Raw genomic sequence first — 20216 nt, 5'->3', positions numbered from 1 at the left:
ATGCTTGTATCCTATGTAGAAGAACGACATGTAAAGAGTGTGATGCACAATCGCTTCTACAGATGGTTGTTTTTTACTTATACGAAGCATTTGGACTTAAAAAACATCCTTATCAGATATGAAACCGAACAAATAATAAAGCGCAAATATCTTGCTATACCAAGAGTTTTAGATGTAGGTTTCGGGTTTGGTCAGCGCATTTTCTATTTACTCAGCAAGTATCCCAAAGCAGGTGTTCTTGGAATTGATATTTCTGATAAAGCAGTATCCTATGCAAACAAATACTTTAATCAAGCAGAGAATCCGAATGTTTACTGTATGAAAAAAGATGTGATGGATTTGGATGACAATGCATCATTTGATATTGCTTATGCAGTGAAAGCCTTAAATTACATTGAAGATGATAAAATTGCATTGAAAAAGGTTTATGAGTCACTAAAACCTAATGGAACACTATTATTACTAAACAGCCACTCAACAAAATCACAACATGAAATAATCTATGACCGAATATATTCTTTACCTATGTTTAGGGATGGATATTCCTTAGATAAATTAGAAGATATGGTCAAAGAAGCCGGATTCTCGAAAGTTGAAGCACGCTATGTATATGGATTCACAGGTAATTTAGCTTGGAAAATTGTGGTGGCATTCCCAATTAAATCTGTTCGTATATCAAGACTATTCATTCCACTATTACCAATTTATATGTTGCTTGCTGCGCCTATAGCCGGAATATTAAATTTTTACGAGTTCTATATAGGACACACAATGGGAAGGAGCATTTTTATTAAAGCCGAAAAATGAGTAAAAGTCTGTTTTTCGCACTGCGATATCTCTTTTCAAAAAAGACACACAATGCGGTTAATTATATCTCTTGGATAACCGCTTTTGGGTTTATGGGCGGCTCATTAGCAATGATTGTTATTCTTTCAACCCTAAATGGGTTCGAAAACCTCATTCTTTCCATGTATGCCCATTTTGACCCAGATTTTAAGATTGAATCTGCTGAAGGCAAAATGCTCACAACCAACGTTTTTGACAAAGAAATCCTTAAAAACACACCCGGACTAATCAGCTATAATGAGATACTGGAAGATCAAGCGGTAATCAAACACTATGAATATCAAGCAGCTGTGTACATCAAAGGCGTAGATGATAACTATTTTCAAGAAACAGGATTAAATCAATACGTTCAGGATGGTTCTGACTTACTAAAAGAAAACGGTATGAGTCTGGCAATATTAGGTGCAGGCGTTGATTTCAAACTTCAAACAAGGGTGGACAATCCGCAAAGTGTAGCCACTATTTTTACGCCACGGAGAGAAAATTTGCCTACTAATGACCCTAACCTACTGCAGGCTCTAATGATAAAACCATCCGGAGTTGTGTATTTAGATGACCAAATTAATCAAAAGTATGTATTTGTCCCAATGAGTTTTGCCAAAGAGCTTTTTGAGCGAGAAAATGAGATTACATATATTGAGCTACGGGTTAATCCTCAAAAAATTTCAGAAGCCGAAAACTATCTTAAAAATAATCTATCACAAGGTTTGATTTGTCACAACAGAATTGAGCAACAAACGTCACTTTACAAGATGTTCAAGTCTGAGAAATGGGTTACTTATACATTGCTTGCTTTTGTACTGTTTTTGGCTTCTTTTAACGTAACCGGCTCCTTAACCATGCTGGTAGTAGAAAAAAAAGACGACATTTTTACTCTCAAATCTCTCGGAGCAGACTCCGGCTTCATTCGAAGAATTTTTCTATCTGAAGGAATGCTTATATCTCTATCTGGCGGAATGATGGGCTTATTGATAGGTTCATGTCTGGTTGTAGCCCAAGACCAATTTGGACTCGTTAAGATGACCGGAGCTATTGTCGAGAACTATCCGGTCAAATTACTTGGGTCTGATATCTTGATAATTATATGTACTAATATTATTCTAGGTTTCGTTACCTCATTATATCCCGCATGGAAATCTGTATCAGACACATAATATATACTTGTTTTCTGCTTCTAAACGGTATGGGTATGGATGCGCAAAGTAATATAGATTCTTTACCCGATTGGAACCTAATGGTACAACTCCAAAACAAAAGAGTTTATGATGCAGGTCTAAGCAGTGAATCACATTTGAAAAAAATATTTGAAGAGAAAGGAGTTGCTTATCCACCCAGATATATATATTGGCGTGCTTTTAAAGTTGAGCAAGAGTTAGAACTCTGGGCAAAGGATTCCTCTTCACAATCCTATAAATTTATAAAGATATATTCAGTATCAAAGTTGTGTGGCGACTTAGGACCCAAACGAAAGGAAGGTGACATGCAGATTCCCGAAGGATTTTATAATGTTGAACGATTTAACCCAAACTCTTCCTATTGGCTATCGTTTAAAATCAATTATCCGAATGCTTCTGACTCAATCTTAGGTGTCAAAAAAAAATTAGGTGGAGATATCTTTATTCATGGTGACACAATTACTGTCGGCTGCCTACCCATGACAGACTCATTGATAAAAGAAATATATTGGGTTACACTGCTCAACAAAAACATGATTGATTCAGGAGAATTAATTCCATTTCATATATACCCTATTCGTTTAACAAATGCCAATTGGCAGCTACTTTACAAAGAATATTGGGGAGACCAAACAAAAATCAAATTTTGGAACTCACTTCAAGGAGTATATAATTACTTTGAAGACAGTTTCCAAATTCCTGAAATTACAATAGATGAACAAGGATATTATAAAGTTATTTACCCTAAAAAAAGCAAACAAACAACCAATGGAATATCTGATAGTAGGACTGGGAAATCCGGGTGAAAAATATGCTCACACTAGGCATAACATAGGTTTTGACATAATTGACAAAATAGCAGATGGCAACGGATTAAGTTTTAAGACAGACAAATATGTACAAAAATCTGAGTGGAATCCATCCGGTGTCAAAGTGCTCCTAATAAAACCTGAAACCTTTATGAATCTAAGTGGACAAGCCGTCCAATATTGGCTTAATTGGTATAAAATCCCTACAACAAACATGCTCATACTTGTTGATGATATTGACTTACCGGTAGGTAAAATTAGAATACGTAAAGCAGGAAGTTCAGGAGGGCATAATGGATTAAAAGATATAGAACTAAAGTTAGGAACAAAGGAATTTCCTCGTTTAAGATTTGGCGTTGGAAAAAATTTTAAAGATGACCAACAAGTCAATTTCGTATTGGGGAGATTCTCCGAATCAGATCGTTCGATTGTAAACCAATCCATAGAAATTGCTCAAAAAGCAGTAGAAAGTTTTATTCTTCAGGGGATTGACCGCACAATGGAACATTTCAACAAATGAAATCCTAAATCTTACAAGCCTAAAGCATATTCAATCACTCGTTCATCAATAATAAATGGCTCTAATTCAGCTAAACCAAGTTCTTTAACAGCAATTTCTACCAATTCTCTTTCCGAGAAGGTGTTTTGACTACCCGCATAAAATTGCCCAGCCATAACTAAAGCATCTAATGGAATTAGTGCAATAAGTTCACTTCCTGTAACATCACAACCCTTGCTTCTGGCTCTTTTCTTCGTCTCTTCAAACACAACATGAATGGGCGTCTGTCTAAAATTAATGAGGTTAAAAGAAACTTGCGCCTTACCAAAATGTTCCATATACCAACCAATAGCCTTAACTAACTTGAGAGAACCTGGAATTCTAATCGGTTTACCTAATGTATCTCTTTCAATTTCATTTGTAACAATGTTTCGTTTCACAACCCCACTTTCTCGGATTTCACAAGCAATTTCATTGGCAATTTTTTCTGATTTAGTATTCAGAGTAACGTTGTAAGCAATCAAAAAATCACGTGCGCCAATAACCGTAGCACCAGATTTCGCATTAAAAACAGCAGAACCATAATCAGGTTTCCATTCCGGTAATAAAATTTTATTTTTTAATCCTTCATATTCACCTTGTCGGACTATTGATAAGTTACTTCTCATCTTATTTGGTTGCGAATTTTCATATAGATAAACCGGAATATTTAATTCTTGGGCAACACGATGTGCTAGGAGTTGAGAAAGATGAACAGTTTCTTGCATTGTAACACCCTTTATCGGTACTAACGGACAAACATCACAAGCGCCTATTCTCGGATGTTCACCTTTTTGGTTTCGCATATCAATTAACTCTGAACCTATTTTAATTGCGAGAAATGCCGCCTCCAAGACTGCCATAGGTTCTCCTGCAAAAGTATATACAGTTCTATTGGCATCGTAACCTGCATCAATATTCATTAATGTTACTTTTGCAACAGAACGGATTTCATTAGCAATAGCATCAATCACACTTAGACTTTGACCTTCACTAAAATTAGGCACACACTCGATTAGTTTTTTCATTTCAAACAGACACAAAAATAAAAAAAAAGCCCCTCGTTACAACGAGAGGCTTTACTTAGAATCAGAAGGAATTAATATTCCCAAAGATCGTGTTCAAAAATGAATAAGTTGTTTTTAATTTCTTCGCTTTTTAATAATGCAGCCATGTTATCATCCTTAAACTCCTCATAATCTTTAATGTATAGATCATACATATTTGATTGTTTAACAATGTAACTATCGAAGAGTCTAAATTGGAAAAAATGATCATAGGATATACGAGACGCATCATTTTCAGAATTAAACACTTCCAGATTCTTAATCAGAGGTCTTAAATCATCCATTTTAAGCCAAAACATAGGTTGTTCACCAACTTCTACACCTCCAAATTCAAGCATATACATGGGCGCAATAGCCATAATTCTGGGTTTAAAAACAGAGTGTTTATGGTCAAAGTACCAATCCTCAAGAAGCATATATTTTTTAATTTTATAAGCTTCAAATTTCTCTCGAATAGTTGAATCAATAACATCAAACGGGTCATCAGGATCTCCAAGTGGGTTAGGAACCTGAATTGTATATTCCTTAGAACCCAACGTTTGAGCGTGTTCAGGTGTCATCCAAGAATAGAGAGAGTCATTATTATATGCTTTTAAAGTACCATCTATTGCATATCCATATATATATTGATATAATGGGTTTTTGGGCCATTCAAGAATTTTATTCATTTTCTGGCGACAATCAATAATCCTATGAATCTTTTTCTGATATTTCACATCCGCTTCTTGTAGAAAAGGGTACTTAATAACGGGACGCTCATTAATCGCCTTCTTTTCATAAGGATTTTGTTCTCCACTAATAGGAACAAACTCCTCAAAGTTAGGTTGTTGAGCAAATGCAGAAATGCTCAAGAATAATGTAAATCCAAAAACAAATGACTTCTTCATGTTTATATATAAAAAACTTATTTAATGTCTATAACCAAACTAGCGGTTAATTTCTTTTGAATGCCACCCGGTCCTTTACACTCTACATTAGCTATGATAAGTTTGTCACCAGCTTTTGCACTTGAAACTAAACTATTCACATTTGCCAACGAACTACCATTAACAGTAACAGGACGAGCATTTCCAACTCTTGGTACAAGTAAAGCAGAGTATTTTGTAACAATAAATCTCACACCCTCAAAAGCAAAACCCGCTCCTAACGAAGCATTCAAAGTAGATTGAGCCATCAATGCTCCTTTTCCTTGTGCTCCACTAGTCAAAGTACCATACATAGGTTCTGGGTTAGGAACTTCACGAATTCTGTATTCCATCATTCCCATTTGTCTTGAAGTACCATCAGGCATCTTAACACTGGCAGAAATTTTAGTTTTACTTCCTTGAACACGTGATACCTTTGCTATATACTTTCCGGTTCCAGTGGTTTTAGATAGAACGCAACCGGCACCAGCCGACACAACTACATCTTCTGCTCTGAAACCAGGTACCGAAACAGAAATAGGATTTTCAAGACCAATATAAAGCACATTCATAGCTTCTGCGGATATAGTTGCTGCAGGTTGAAAGGATTGCCATTCTGTAGAAAATTCCTTTTTTTCTATTCCATCAGGTCCTTCAACTTCAATATAACCTTTCACAGGATGAACTCCGGCACCGGAAGCCGGTACTTTATAAATTCCTTTACCACCTTCAACAGGTATCTTTTCTCCATTTACAAAAATTGTAGGTTCGGCAGTAGTATTCAGTGCCATCAAAACAATTTCAGCTTGATATTGTGAACCTGACATAATATAGCTAGATGGTGCAATAATTTTTGCTTCAACAGCATCAAATTTAATCGTTGCAGCATCGATTTGCTTAATTAAAACATTAAGCACTTCAGCTTCAAGGTTTTTTGCATCACTTTCAGTTTTTGATAACAATGCAGTAACACCTGCTAAAGGAGAATGAACTAAATACATTGAAACCCAATTACTTTTATTTGTACCTTTTGTATTAGGGTCTTCAGCTCTTAAAGCAGAATTTTTATCTAAATTGATCGGAATATTTTTGTCAATTTTAGGATGATTAAGAACGGCAATCATATCTTTTCTTGCTTTTTCTATAGCATCTTGCAACTCCTTACCATGTTTTTCATTTTCAAAATAGTTAGCATGTTTTTCCATTTGATCAGGCGCAGATAACTCTGTTAATGTACCGGCTGCTTCACCTTGTGCAACTGGTAATCTTCCGCCTGCATTCTTTTCAATAGTTAATTTCACTTTATCAACATAGTCACAGAATTCTTTGGAAATCTTTCTAACTTCTTTTGCTTTCTCAAACCATTCTTTTGTTCTTGCTTCATTTGATTGCATAGATGCATCGAATTGCTGCATAACAATTGCATTCTTATCATCGATGCTTGTTTTGGCATTTTCAAACGAAACTTCCATCAAATGGAAAGATTTCAATATCTCTTTTGATACGTTCAAAGCAAGAAGAGCGAGTAACACGAGATACATCATGTTAATCATCCTCTGTCTTGCATTCAAATCACTTACACTAGACATAACTTAAATTAATCTTAATTGTAATAATGAATAAATTAACGTGAGCCAGTCATTGCACTCAACATATTTCCATAAATATTATTTAAATTGGAAATATTAGTATTCAACTTAGATAAGTTAGTTTTAAACTCTCCTGCTTGATCACCTGTACTAGAAAGGTTATCAACTAAGTTTGTAAGACCACCTGAAAACGAGTTTAATGATTGAGAAATATTCTCACTCACTGCACTTACGTTCTCAATAGACTTAGATGCTTTTTGAATATTTTGATTAAACTCATTGGTTGCTACTGTTGTGTTACTTAAATTAGCCATTTCATTTACGTTAGCGCTTAATGATTTTAGACCTGCTCCTAAACTATTAATTAGTTCTGGACCAACCTTAGCTTCTTCAAGCATTTTATCGAGTTGCTGTGTAACAGTTCCTTTATTTTCTTTTTGTTTTTCCATAGGATCCATTCCTGCAAACTCGGGATAAACCAATGACCAGTCCCATTCTTTTTTGGCAGGTTCATATGCTGAAAGTGCAAAAAGAAACGCTTCAGTACCAAGACCAATAATAAGCATAATATCAGCACCCGGCCAGTGAAGAATTTTAAATAATGCACCGATAATAACTATAGATGCGCCATAACCGTAAGCAAGTCCCATGAACTTCTTAAAACCTTTTGATTCTGTAAAATTTGCCATAATTGAATTTTTTAATTGTTTTAATTTTTATTGTTTGTTAATTTTATATTTAGATGTGATTTATTTTGAATCTCTATTGGATCTTCCAATGTAACTTTGAACATTTCTAAATCCGATGAATGATCTGCAAGAGTCCTGATATTCATATGTTCTTGCACCATTCTCAATAAAGTATGCTATATCTTTCCATGAACCACCTCTGATAACTTTTCTCTTTAAAGTAACGTCAGAGCCTTCTCTTGTAAATTTACCATTTTGTTCAACGTATTCAGGAATGGATATTCTATAATCACCGTTTAAGTCATGAGTGAAGATGTTTGAAGAAATTTCAAAAGCATTTCTTGTCCACTCGCTTACATTTCCAGCCATATTATAGATACCATAATCATTCGGAAAATATGAATCTGCTCTAACAGGGTATAAACCACCATCTGCGCCATAATTACCTCTTAAAGGTTTGAAATTAGCAAGCATACAACCTTTTGAATTACGCGTGTAGGGTCCGCCCCATGGATATTTATTACCAATCCTTCCACCTCTAGCTGCATATTCCCATTCGTATTCCGTAGGGAGTCTATAATCTTCAGTAGGTGGTGCTCCAATACTATTCCAATAATCCTCTTTGTAATAGGTTCTCCAATATGAGAATGCATTAGCCATGTGCCAATTTACGCCTACTACCGGATAATCATCATATTTTACGTGGTGAAAATAATGACGTGCCATTGGCTCATTATATGAATATGTAAAGTCTCTGATAAAGCACAATGTATCAGGATATATTAGAGTACGCTCCTTTCTTATAAATTTTTTACGAGGTGCAGGATTATATCTATCTAAGTTTTCTCCATTTGTTGCTGCATCAAAATAATCTATCCAATCATAGCTATAAAATAGTTTTCTGGTGTCAATTTCTTTCTTATGTCTAAAACGTTCATCTTCAGAGACAAACATATCGGCAATATCATCTTGAATATCAGGATTATCAACATAAAAACTTCTACGTACTTCTCTCCAATTAATAAAACGTTCACCTGAATTAGGATCTTCTACAAAATATAGATCATTATCAAGCATCTCAATAGCGAGAGAATCAATTACATATTGAACAAATTGACGATATTCATTATTAGTAATCTCGGTTTCATCAATCCAAAAACCTGCAATCGTCATTTGTTTATTCGGAGCCAAGTAACTGTGAAAAATATCCTCGTCACTTTGTCCTGTGTTAAATGAACCGGTCGGAACATATACCATTCCAAAAGGTGTTGGGTGAAACCAAGCACGTCTTCCCTGTACTCCAATAACATCTCCGGTATTGCCGGGTCCGCATCCTATTATTGAAAACATCACTGCCAAACCTATCATCTTGAATGAATTGATAAGTTTTTTCTTTCTTGAACTATTTTCTAAGGTAAGTAAATTCCCCAATTTACTTTGTGTTACTGAAAATAACTTTGATTTAAATTGCTTCATCTGTGATAATTTAATCGTTTATTTATATGCTGTCAGACTTTCTAAACGTTTCTTTATTTTTAATATTGTGTATTGATTCATTAATTATTCTTGGCTGCTTTCCCTATCAATCCATAATGGAGTAAGAATAGGAATTACACCCGGTGGTGGTGGCGGTATAATAATCCAGCAATAATTGGCAACAACCTCAAATGTACCATTACTTACTTTTCTCAATCTGCTTAATGTTACATCATAACTAAGCCCCACCCTAATGCCTTTATATTTATATCCAAACATAAGTGATAATGCATCACTTATTGAACGATATCCTAAGCCTCCGCTAATAGTTTCCATATATTCAACTAATGCTGTGGCATCCGCTTGTAGTTTTGCATTATACTTGAAAAGGACGGATGGCATAAATGTTAAAGAAGGGTTTCCTATAAAGTTAGGCATTTCCATACTACCTAATACATAGTAATGTCTTGCTGTTTTTGAAAATACCATTCCATTATTTCCAAATCTATAATCGTGAGGCATTAAATTAGTTGAACTTAACCCAATTACCAGGTTGTGAAACTTTTGATTATTATAAAACAAACCGAAAGATGCTGTTAAACCTCCGTCAGTTTCTAAACTTGTCGGTATATATGGGTCATTGGGTTGAATAGCACGAAGTTTTGCACCATCTAATCCTTTTTGTAAATAACCAATGTCTGCTCCGGCAGATAAAGAAACATCTTCATTAAAGAAGTACCTATACGCAAACTGTCCTCTAACAACATTATTAACTTCATATCCCAACTTATCATTATAGAATACTAAACCAACACCTCCATAATTCTTACTTGATTCCGTTGCTCTATTATATTTATTAATGGGAATGCTAATACCCGCACCATTGGTTTTCGGTCCAACTCCCGGAACAGCTTGCATCTTGGCATTATTTGGTGTTTCATATAGCGGTGTTCTATCTTCTAATCCCATATACTGACTGTGCGAGATTCCAAACGCACACCACTTACCGTCTAATCCAATTGCTGCCGGATTAAATAGTGGACGAACAAAATTATAATGGGTATAATAAGGGTCTTGCTGAGCATTGACTTTACCTGCAAATCCAAAGGCAATCAACGCCAAAGACACCTTCCCTATGACTCTAAGTGATTTCATGTAGTTTTTTAAATCCATACTCTGTCGTATTACAACCATACTTTTAAAGGTAGCAAATATGCATTGTTAAAGAATACAATGCAAATTTTTTCTAAGCTATCTTTCCAAATAGTCACTTTAAATTTCTGAAATTTTAAACACTTCATCTACAACGACCTTATTATTTTCATTGTTCTTAACGGTCACTGCTTCTATATTTTTATCATGTTCAAAATACAGAATGCTATTATTTTCAAGAGCACGCTGCAGAATTGTCGCTCTTTCTGTCATAACATTGAGCGGCCTGATATCATATCCCATTACAAAATTCAATGGCAGATGTGCTGAAGAAGGAAATAAGTCTGCACAATAAATCACCTCTTTGCCTTTGTATCGGATAATTGGAATAAGCATGGATTCTGTATGGCCATAGCATCTTTCAAATGTAATCTCCGGTATAATAAAATCACTGCCATTGATAAATTGGACTCTTCCTTGTTCTATTAAGGGATTAATATTTTCGGAAAGGAAAGACGCCTTCTCGCGAGGATTAGGATTGAGGGCACTTTGTAGGTGGTCTTCATCTAACCAATATGTAGCATGTGGAAAAGTCGGAACATATCCATCCTTTTTATCATTCCATTTAACCGCTCCTCCACAATGATCAAAATGAAGATGTGTTAGTATCACATCCGTAATATCTTCCATTGAGAATCCTGCCCTTCTGATTGACTTCTCTAATTTAGCCTCTCCATGTGGTTCATAATAGCTAAAGAATTTTTCACTTTGTTTGTTACCCATTCCTGTATCAATCAAAATGCGTTTTTCGTTTTTCTCGATTAAAAGGCAACGCATCGCCCAGGTGCAGAGATTATTTTCATCAGCAGGATTTAGTTTATTCCAAATCACTTTGGGTACAACTCCAAACATTGCACCTCCATCTAGTTTAAAAAAACCAGTATCAATTGTATGTAACTTCATATTCTTAAAATTCTTTCGACCCATAATTGCCCATGATTAGATTCAACTATCACGAGATAAATTCCTTGCTTAATAAATTTCAAATCAATCTGTGTTTCTATTTTGCTCACTCCGTTATAAAGTTGTTGAAATACTAATTGTCCGAAATAATCAATAATTCGAATATTCAAATTTCCAACATCACCGTCTTTAAATTGAATATTCAAATGCATAGGATCAAGACTAGTCATAGGATTGGGATATATATCCATAAAAAAACCTTGACAAACTCCCCCAGTATAATAAGATACTCCATAGTTATTGTAGGCAGTACATAAGTTGCGATAAGTATTTCCGTCACAACCACAAACAGGATCAAATAATTCTTGATTACATTGATACAATGGCTGCACTCTTGTCTGGTCAATACACTCCATCCATTGAGCTTGTGAGCGTAAAACAATAAAAGTCACAAGTGCAAAGGATAATGTAAAGCGCAATCTACGCATAGATTAAATTCGGTCAAATCCAAGATAGGAGTGCAAACATTCCGGCATTTTTATTCCGTTTGCATCTTGATTGTTCTCAAGTAAGGCAGCAACAATGCGGGGCAATGCCATTGCACTTCCGTTTAAAGTATGAGCTAATTCACTTTTACCATCGGCATTTTTGTATCGAAGCTTAAGTCGGTTACTTTGAAATGCTTCAAAGTTGGATACCGAACTCACTTCAAGCCAGCGTTCTTGTGCTGTTGAATATACTTCAAAGTCATAGGTTAATGCACTTGCAAACCCCATATCTCCTCCGCAAAGTCGCAATATCCTGAACGGTAAATTTAATGTCATTAACAGAGATTTTACATGCTCAATCATTTCATCCAACACTTTGTATGAATTGTTGGGATTGGCAATCTGTACAATTTCTACTTTATCAAACTGATGTAATCTGTTCAGTCCTCTCACGTGTGCTCCATACGAACCGGCTTCTCTCCGAAAGCAAGGTGTATAACCCACATTCTTAATCGGGAAGTCCTCCTCTTTAAGTATCACATCTCTGTATAGGTTGGTAATAGGAACTTCGGCTGTGGGAATCAAATACAAATCATCCAATCCCACATAATACATCTGCCCTTCTTTGTCCGGCAATTGTCCAGTCCCATAGCCGGAAGCCTCATTTACTACAATTGGAGGTTGAATTTCTATGTACCCTGCCTGCAATGCTTTATCTAAAAAGAAGTTTATCAAAGCTCTTTGCAACCTGGCGCCCTTCCCTTGATATACTGGGAACCCTGCACCGGCAATTTTAGTACCTAATTCAAAATCAATTAATTTATATTTAGATGCTAACTCCCAATGCGGCAGTGCGTTGGCTCCAAGTTTTGGTATTTCTCCCCACTTAAATATTTCTTCATTTTCTTCGGCACTTTTTCCAAAAGGAACCGATATATGTGGTGCGTTTGGAATTGTGTACATAAAATGCTGAATATCATCGCTCAAATCTTTATATTTATTTTCTGCAAGCTTAATTTCTTCTTTCATAGCAGAAGATGCCGTTTTGAGTCTTTCTGCCTCTTCTTTATTCCCGTTTTTAAAAGCTAATGCAATGTCTTTGGAGAATGAATTGGACTGTGCCAATAGCGTATCCATTTCTTTCTGACACTTCCTTCGGTCTTCATCTAATTTTACCAATTGCTCTATATCTGAACTGAAATCTCTTCCACGCTTATTCAATCTCTGGATTATCTCATCTTTTGCGCCTCTAATTTGCTGTAATGGTATCATATTTAAAAAAGTCCTGCAAAGCTAACCGATTTCCACACTTGTTTACAAGTAAAAGTTATGCAATCATTACCTACACTATTTATTTGAAGAATGTTTTTGAGACTATATGCAACGATGCTCATTTGTCTTGGTTTTGCAACAGCAAATGCGCAAATTAATCTAAATTATGAGAAGCCTGATATTGAATTTGAGCGTGCACTAAGAGCATACGAAAAAGGGCTTTATAATAAGTCTATCAGGGGGTTTGAAAGATATATCAAATCAGGTGCATCAGGGGATTACGTACATGAAGCAGAATACTATATTGTTTCTGCAAAATTGCGTGTAGATCAAACAAATGCTTATGAATATGCAAAGAGATATTTAGATGAGCACCCTGTAAGTCAGCGTTCTGAATTTGTCAAAAAAGAGATTGCGGATTACTTTTTCTATAAAAGTAAATTTAAAATGGCGGCTCAATATTACAAGCAAGTGAATATCAGCATACTTGACAGAGATGAAACTGATGAATTTCTGTTTAGAAAAGGATACAGTCTGTTTGAAGCAGGAAAATATGACGATGCAAAAGATGCTCTCTACCCTCTTACACTACGTCCTACTAAGAACTTTGCCAAAGCAACCTATTATTATGGATATGTTTGCTACAAAACCGGAGACTATGCTTCTGCACTTGACGCATTCTTAAAAATTGAGGACAAAGGTCCTCAGTCAATGAAACTCTATATCTGTCAGATGTATTACCTAAAAGGAGAATACAAAAAAGCCATTGAATATGCAGATAAGACCAATCTTGGCAAACTTGAAGATGCTAAAAATGTCCTTAAAGGCAGGTCCTATTACCGCCTGAATGATTTTAGCAACGCTGCTAATTATTTTGCCAAAGGCTACACTTCATACGATAGCCTGAACGAGGATGAACTGTATGAAATTGGTTATGCATATTATAAAACCCAAAGATGCAGTGAAGCATTTGTCGCGTTTTCAAAAATTGCGAATTTAGGAACCGCACTTGCACAAATGGCAAGCTATCACCTTGGAGAATGTTTTATAAATGAAGGTAAAAAACAGAATGCCTACAACGCTTTTTTTGAAGCTCAGCGAACTGATTTTGACAAAGAAATCAAAGAAAATGCAATGTATAGTCTTGCCAAAATAGCTTTTGAACTTGAAGATTATAAAACAGCTATTGCAACTTTTAGCAAGTTTATCGAGTCATTTCCACAATCAAGAAACAAGCAAGAAGCACAGACCAATCTTGCCAAGTTGTTTTTGGTTACAAATGACTATAAATCTGCAATTCCCATTCTTGAGTCAATTCCGAGTTTAGACCAAGATTCACGCTTGGTATTGCATCAGATTTTAATTCTGCGTGGCGAAGAATTGGTGCTAAACAAAGACTTTGCGGATGCCAAGGAAGTACTGCAAAAAGCTGCCAAAATGAATGACAACCCTACTTATACTGCGATTGCAAATTTCTGGTTAGGCGAAATAGAATTTAATATTAAAAATAAAGAAAGGGCGTTGGGTTATTATCAAACATTCCTCAACTCAAGTGCTGCAAAAGAAACAACCTATTTTATCTATGCAAATTATGCAGCCGGTTATTGTCTTTTCGACCTAAAAAGATATGCTGAGGCACTCAACTATTTCAATCGTTACAAATCATTGAATGTAGGCAAACCACAAGATATCAATTACTTGAATGATGTTTATTTGCGAGTAGCAGATTGTAATTATATGTTGCGTAATTATAAAGATGCCATAGATAATTACGCTTACATCTCTGCAAAGAAAGTTGCCGGCAGTGATTATGCTCTCTTTCAACAAGGAATGATATTAGGCATTCAAAACAAAGGTAGTCAGAAAATTGCTATGATGAAGCGTATTCCAAGTGAATACCCGGGGTCTGTTTATATAGAACATTCAATCTACGAAGTTGCTACCGAATGGATGCAGATGGAGAACTATCAAGAAGCCGAAAGAAACTTCAGATATTTGCTCGAAGATTTTCCCAACAGCAATTATGGCAAAAACTGCTTGTTGGCTTTGGGAGTGATGTATTATACTATCGAAAATGACAATCAGGCATTGGATGAATTCAAACGATTAGTACAAACCTACCCCGGCACACAAGAATCCAAGAGTGCAATCGGCTACGTTGAACGCATTTATGTTTCTCGCGGTGAATCCGACAAATACCTCTCATGGTTAGAAACTGTACCCAATGCCGGAATCAGCGTTTCTTTCAGAGACTCTGTTTCTTATCAAGGTGCTTTTAATTTATACATGAACAACAACTGCACCGGTGCTATTGATAATTTTAGAAATTATTTAAGAGAGTTTCCAAACGGGTTTTTCAATATCAGTGCGCGGTTTTATTTGGCAACATGTTTAAATAAAGTCTCCGAAAACGAGGAATCTAACTTTCAATACAGGTATATCACCGAAAGCACTCCTAATGAGTTTAGAAAAGAATCTGCAAAAAGACTTGCGGTGTATTATTACTCAAATGAAAACTACGATTCCTCCTTATACTACTACGACAAACTTGAAACCTTTAGTTCTGAAAAACAAACCCTGCTCAGTGCTTATCTTGGACAAATTCGTTGCGCTTTTGAGTTGTCTAACCTGCAAATTACTGAAACCAAAGGACTGCGACTGTTGCGTATGGATAACATACCACAAAATATCCAAGGGGAAGTATTGAACAAAATCGGGGTTTTGTATTATGAAAGCCATGATCTTGTAACTGCTAACAACTATTTTGCTCAAACTCTCAAAGGCAACAAAGATGAATACGGAGCAGAAGCCTATTATTTTACTTGTCAAATATTGTTTGACAATTCTGACCTTGCTACTTCTAAAGCTAAAATTTTTGAATATAACAAACAGTTTGTAGCATTTGAATATTGGCAAGCACGTTGTTTCCTATTGTTGGCGGAAATTTACCATCGCGAATCTGATGATTTTCAAGCCAAAGCTACATTGAACTACGTCATTGGGAATTATGATGATACAGACATCTTAGAAAGAGCCAATAAATTGAAATCTAATATAGAAGGTATCGGTGGATAGCAGTATTTTTGCCTCACCTATCACAATGGAAATTATTAAGAATTTATCAAGTGAAATAGCCAAGGCTGTTCATGAACTTTTTGGACATAGTGTTGATGCAAACAATATAGTACTCGAAACTACCAAGAAAGAATTTGAAGGAAACCTAACCTTTGTTGTATTTCCCTACATTAGATTTACAAAAACATCTCCTGAACAAACTGCCCAACAAATAGGTGAATACCTGGTTAGCGAAGGAAACTACGTTTCAAAATTTCAAGTTGTTAAAGGATTTTTGAACCTCAGTATTCGCGATGAAATTTGGTCGCAATTTCTAAATTCAAATTTCAATTCCACATTTCAAGCACCAATCAATGAATTTGGCAAAGGACAGCGCGTGATGGTAGAATACTCATCTCCTAACACCAACAAACCATTACATTTGGGTCATATCCGCAACAACTTATTAGGTTATTCTGTGGCAAATCTTATGACAGCCAACGGTTTTGAAGTCATCAAAGCCAACCTTATTAATGACAGAGGTATTCACATTTGCAAATCCATGTTAGCATGGCAAAAGTTTGGCAACGGAGAAACTCCCGAAAATACGGGTATCAAAGGCGACCATTTGGTAGGTAAATATTATGTAGAGTTTGACAAACAATACCGCAATCAAATAGCTGAACTCACAGCCCAAGGTATGAGCGATGAACAAGCTGCAAAAGCAGCTCCAATCATGCAAGAAGCCGATGCTATGCTTCTGAAATGGGAACAAAACGACCCCGAAACTATTGCCCTTTGGAAAATGATGAACGGATGGGTATATGAAGGTTTTGACAAAACTTATCAAACAATCGGAGTAGATTTTGACCATACTTACTACGAATCAAACACCTACACACTGGGTAAGGAAATTGTGGAAGAAGGGCTGCAAACAGGTATATTCTACCGCGAACCTGATAACTCTGTCTGGATTGACCTTACATCAGACAAATTGGACAAAAAGCTTCTTCTCAGAAGCAATGGCACCTCTGTTTATATGACACAAGACTTAGGTACCGCAGAACTTAAATTCAAAGATTTCCATATCAACAAGAGTATTTATGTGGTAGGCAATGAACAAGATTACCATTTCAAAGTCTTGTTCAAAATTCTTGAAAGGCTTGAAAAACCTTATGCATCTGGACTTTATCATCTGTCTTATGGAATGGTGGACTTGCCAAGCGGCAAAATGAAATCGCGCGAAGGAACAGTCGTTGATGCTGACGATTTGCTGCAGGAAATGTTTGACACCGCCCGCCAGAAATCCGAAGAACTTGGCAAAACCGAAGGAATGAGTGCGGAAGAAAAAGAAAAACTATACAAAATGTTGGGGTTAGCGGCTCTCAAATTTTTTATTCTCAAAGTAGATCCTCAAAAAAGAATGCTTTTCAACCCTGCTGAGTCTATTGATTTCCAAGGCGACACAGGTACTTTTGTTCAATACACACATGCGCGTATTCGCTCATTATTACGCCAAGCCGGGAATCAATGGCAATCTATAAACAACCAAACATTGCCTTTGCACGAAACCGAAAGAGACTGTATTTTTACATTATATCAATATAAGAATGAAATCGCAAAAGCGGCTCTGGAGTATAACCCGGCTATCATTGCGGCATATTGCATACAACTAACCAAAGCGTTTAACAGGGTTTACAAAGAAGTATCGTTTCTGCGCGAAACGGATGAAGCTGTCAAAAACCAGCGTCTTAAACTTGCATTTCTAACCGGAAACACACTCAAATCCGCTATGGCACTACTCGGGATTGAAGTTCCTGAGCAGATGTAATCCTATATGCAAGCGCACAAACCCCATATTCTCATATTGGCATCGTGGTATCCCAACCGATACACGCCTTTTAACGGGGATTTTGTGCAACGTATAGCCGAAGAAACCTCTCGAGAATACAAAGTTACGGTTTTGCATATTTGCAATAAACAAGAAGCCGGAAAAAGCGAACTGGTTGTAAACAAAAAGACAAATGACTTGGAAGAAAGGGTGTTTTACCTTGAAAAGAAACCATGGTTGATGCGCTACCCTTTCTTTCTGTATTCGGGTTCAATACTATTGAAACAAATTAAAAAAGAACGTGGCAAAGTAGATTTCTGTCATGTACAAGTAATTTGGAAAATGGGACTTCTCGCCTATTTGTTCAAGCGTAAAAATAATATTCCCTATTTCATTACCGAACACTGGACGGGTTATCTCCCACAGAATAATCAACTCAACAAATTTGGACTCAAATTTCTGAGTCGCCTCGTTGGGCGCAATGCTCAAGGATTTATCACCGTATCCGAAAATCTCGGCACAAACATCCAAAAACTCGGCATCGCTAAGACAAAACCATCTGTTCTGCATAACATTGTACGATATGCTGAACCACAGCCGAAAGACAATACCTATAAAGCGTTTACATTTGTTCATTTGTCCAATTTCAGAGATGAACAAAAAAATGTGTCCGGAATCATTAGGGCGTTTGCAAGATCTTTGAACACAAATCCAAATATGAAACTATTGTTAGGAGGAGCGAATGACACCCGTGTCTATGAGAAACAAGTGAACGAACTGAACATTCCTATCCAACAAATAAGTTTCCTGCCTGAGATGTCGCACGAACGCGCCCTTGCCACGATTGCACAAGCAGACGCACTCATCTGTTTCAGCCATTACGAAACTTTTGGGATTACATGTGCAGAAGCACTATGCATGGGCGTGCCTGTCATTTATACTCCATGTGGAGGTCCTGAAGAATACATTCAAAAGCACATGGGAATAGAAGTTCCTCTGCAAGATGAATCTGCTCTCACACAAGCAATTATTGCACTCAGCAACGGCACTATAACTTTTGACAAAAATCGCATTTTGACTGATGCAAGAGCCTTGTTTGACAATGCTCAATGGCTAAAAAAGTTGAAATGTATATATTAAAAACAGTTTGCTTTTAATCGTACAACAAATATTTGGCGCGCATTTTCATATATATTTCCAAATCAGGCTGCCAAGATGCTCTTATTTGGGCAGCTGTTTTGCCTGCAATGATTTGTTTGCGTAGTTCGTCCGTACCTGCTAATTTGTCAAAAAAGAGATTGGAAAGAAAAAACTTATCTTTTTGCGGATACGCATCATAGGCAATTAGCAGCCGGTCTATGTTCAACTGTCTAAGCTTAAAAATGTCAGCCGGTGCAGAATCAGACAAATCATAGCCTCTACACTCTTGATTTTTCAAGGGTGGATTATCAGACACACCGGGAATAGGGCGCGGAGTAAATGCAAATGGCGCACTCGCCCAGCCGGGAAAACCAAATATCTGAAAAGGTTTGTTGGTTCCCCTGCCCAAACTCACATTCGTCCCCTCAAACAAACACAGCCCGGGATAATATAATACAGCTAACTGATTTGGCAAATTTGGAGATGGTGATACGGGTAACTCATAATAGGAATTGTGGGTATAGTTTTGAGCTTTGATAATAATTAAATCGCATTTGATTCCTCCTTTCAACCACCCTTCCCCATTAATCATCTGCGCAAGTTCTGCCACAGTCAAACCATGTACTACAGGAATTGGGTGCATACCTACAAAAGATTCATAATTTTTCTTTAATACCGGTCCGTCCACATAGTTTCCGTTAGGGTTAGGTCTGTCCAAAATCATCATCGGAATATGTTGTTCTGCACAAGCTTCCATCACATAATGCATTGTAGAAATAAAAGTGTAGAAACGCACACCAACATCTTGAATATCAAAAAGTACTATATCCACCCCCTGTAGTTGTTCGGGCGTAGGTTTTTTATTGGAACCGTAAAGCGAAATCAAGGTTAGTCCCGTCTTGGCATCTTTGCCTGATGCAACCACCGCACCATCACTATGATCGCCTCTAAAACCATGTTCCGGTGCAAAAATGTATTTGATGTTAATACCCATTTTGAGCAGACTATCCACCAAATGAGTTTGGTTAATCATGGAAGTTTGATTGACAACCAAAGCCACAGATTTGCCTTTGAGCAAGGGTATATATTCTTTTGTGGACAGGGCGGCAGGGCGTGGGCTTGCCCACATCAAACCGGTTTGTAAAAGAAGTAATAAAAGACTGTGTTTCACCGCCTTTTTTGTGCAATTTTGAAGCCACAAAAACATTGTACAATTTTAGTA

17 protein-coding genes are annotated in these 20216 nt (G+C 36.5%); 7 read left to right on the top strand and 10 right to left on the bottom strand.

What is annotated here, in order from left to right; genetic code table 11:
- From M9892_10280 to pth, 4 genes are read left to right on the top strand one after another with little or no spacing between them, the layout of a single operon-like run.
- Entirely contained in the window at window positions 1-807 is an 807-nt protein-coding gene (locus M9892_10280; protein ID MCO5254737.1) for a class I SAM-dependent methyltransferase, read from the top strand.
- Entirely contained in the window at window positions 804-2000 is a 1197-nt protein-coding gene (locus tag M9892_10275; GenBank protein MCO5254736.1) for an FtsX-like permease family protein, read from the top strand. Before M9892_10280 ends, M9892_10275 begins: the two co-directional genes overlap by 4 nt.
- Window positions 1976-2827 (top strand): hypothetical protein, encoded by an 852-nt coding sequence (locus M9892_10270; GenBank protein ID MCO5254735.1) that lies wholly within the window; start codon window positions 1976-1978, stop codon window positions 2825-2827. Before M9892_10275 ends, M9892_10270 begins: the two co-directional genes overlap by 25 nt.
- The gene (gene pth / locus M9892_10265) at window positions 2790-3350 is read left to right on the top strand and encodes an aminoacyl-tRNA hydrolase (GenBank protein MCO5254734.1); all 561 of its coding nucleotides are present in this window, start codon (window positions 2790-2792) and stop codon (window positions 3348-3350) included. Before M9892_10270 ends, pth begins: the two co-directional genes overlap by 38 nt.
- Before the next feature lie 11 nt (window positions 3351-3361).
- Here the strand turns inward: pth and ftcD are convergent, their stop codons facing one another.
- From ftcD to serS, 9 genes are all read right to left on the bottom strand, one after another.
- On the bottom strand, window positions 3362-4396 hold the full coding sequence (gene ftcD / locus M9892_10260) for a glutamate formimidoyltransferase (GenBank protein ID MCO5254733.1): 1035 nt from the start codon (window positions 4394-4396) through the stop codon (window positions 3362-3364).
- A 71-nt stretch (window positions 4397-4467) separates the two neighbouring features.
- Window positions 4468-5322: a gliding motility protein GldN gene (gene gldN / locus M9892_10255; GenBank protein ID MCO5254732.1), complete on the bottom strand. Its 855-nt coding sequence runs from the start codon at window positions 5320-5322 to the stop codon at window positions 4468-4470.
- Between the two features lie 17 nt (window positions 5323-5339).
- Entirely contained in the window at window positions 5340-6929 is a 1590-nt protein-coding gene (gene gldM, locus M9892_10250; GenBank protein ID MCO5254731.1) for a gliding motility protein GldM, read from the bottom strand.
- Between the two features lie 35 nt (window positions 6930-6964).
- Window positions 6965-7618, bottom strand: a complete 654-nt coding sequence (gene gldL, locus M9892_10245; protein ID MCO5254730.1) for a gliding motility protein GldL — start codon at window positions 7616-7618, stop codon at window positions 6965-6967.
- Between the two features lie 60 nt (window positions 7619-7678).
- A complete protein-coding gene (locus tag M9892_10240) occupies window positions 7679-9094 on the bottom strand; it encodes an SUMF1/EgtB/PvdO family nonheme iron enzyme (protein ID MCO5254729.1) in 1416 nt (471 codons plus the stop codon).
- A gap of 84 nt (window positions 9095-9178) precedes the next feature.
- Window positions 9179-10288, bottom strand: a complete 1110-nt coding sequence (locus M9892_10235) for a PorP/SprF family type IX secretion system membrane protein (GenBank protein MCO5254728.1) — start codon at window positions 10286-10288, stop codon at window positions 9179-9181.
- A 78-nt stretch (window positions 10289-10366) separates the two neighbouring features.
- Window positions 10367-11209 carry an MBL fold metallo-hydrolase gene (locus M9892_10230; GenBank protein ID MCO5254727.1) on the bottom strand — a complete coding sequence of 281 codons (843 nt, stop codon included), beginning with the start codon at window positions 11207-11209 and terminating at the stop codon, window positions 10367-10369.
- Complete coding sequence (locus tag M9892_10225) at window positions 11206-11697, bottom strand: T9SS type A sorting domain-containing protein (protein MCO5254726.1); 492 nt, start codon at window positions 11695-11697, stop codon at window positions 11206-11208. Before M9892_10225 ends, M9892_10230 begins: the two co-directional genes overlap by 4 nt.
- 3 nt (window positions 11698-11700) lie before the next feature.
- Entirely contained in the window at window positions 11701-12969 is a 1269-nt protein-coding gene (gene serS, locus M9892_10220; protein MCO5254725.1) for a serine--tRNA ligase, read from the bottom strand.
- A 90-nt stretch (window positions 12970-13059) separates the two neighbouring features.
- Here serS and M9892_10215 point away from each other — a divergent pair, with 90 nt between their 5' ends.
- The 3 genes from M9892_10215 to M9892_10205 are packed head-to-tail and all read left to right on the top strand — an operon-like array spanning window position 13060 to window position 18994.
- A complete protein-coding gene (locus tag M9892_10215) occupies window positions 13060-16044 on the top strand; it encodes a tetratricopeptide repeat protein (GenBank protein MCO5254724.1) in 2985 nt (994 codons plus the stop codon).
- Between the two features lie 25 nt (window positions 16045-16069).
- Window positions 16070-17854: an arginine--tRNA ligase gene (argS, locus tag M9892_10210; protein MCO5254723.1), complete on the top strand. Its 1785-nt coding sequence runs from the start codon at window positions 16070-16072 to the stop codon at window positions 17852-17854.
- Window positions 17855-17860: 6 nt separating this feature from the next.
- Entirely contained in the window at window positions 17861-18994 is a 1134-nt protein-coding gene (locus M9892_10205; protein MCO5254722.1) for a glycosyltransferase family 4 protein, read from the top strand.
- Window positions 18995-19007: 13 nt separating this feature from the next.
- Here the strand turns inward: M9892_10205 and M9892_10200 are convergent, their stop codons facing one another.
- Complete coding sequence (locus M9892_10200; protein ID MCO5254721.1) at window positions 19008-20165, bottom strand: DUF1343 domain-containing protein; 1158 nt, start codon at window positions 20163-20165, stop codon at window positions 19008-19010.
- Window positions 20166-20216 lie beyond the last annotated feature (51 nt).

The organism is Bacteroidota bacterium, from assembly GCA_023957335.1.
In the GTDB taxonomy this organism is placed as follows: domain Bacteria; phylum Bacteroidota; class Bacteroidia; order NS11-12g; family UBA955; genus JALOAG01.
This window is presented reverse-complemented; position numbering and strand designations above follow the sequence as displayed.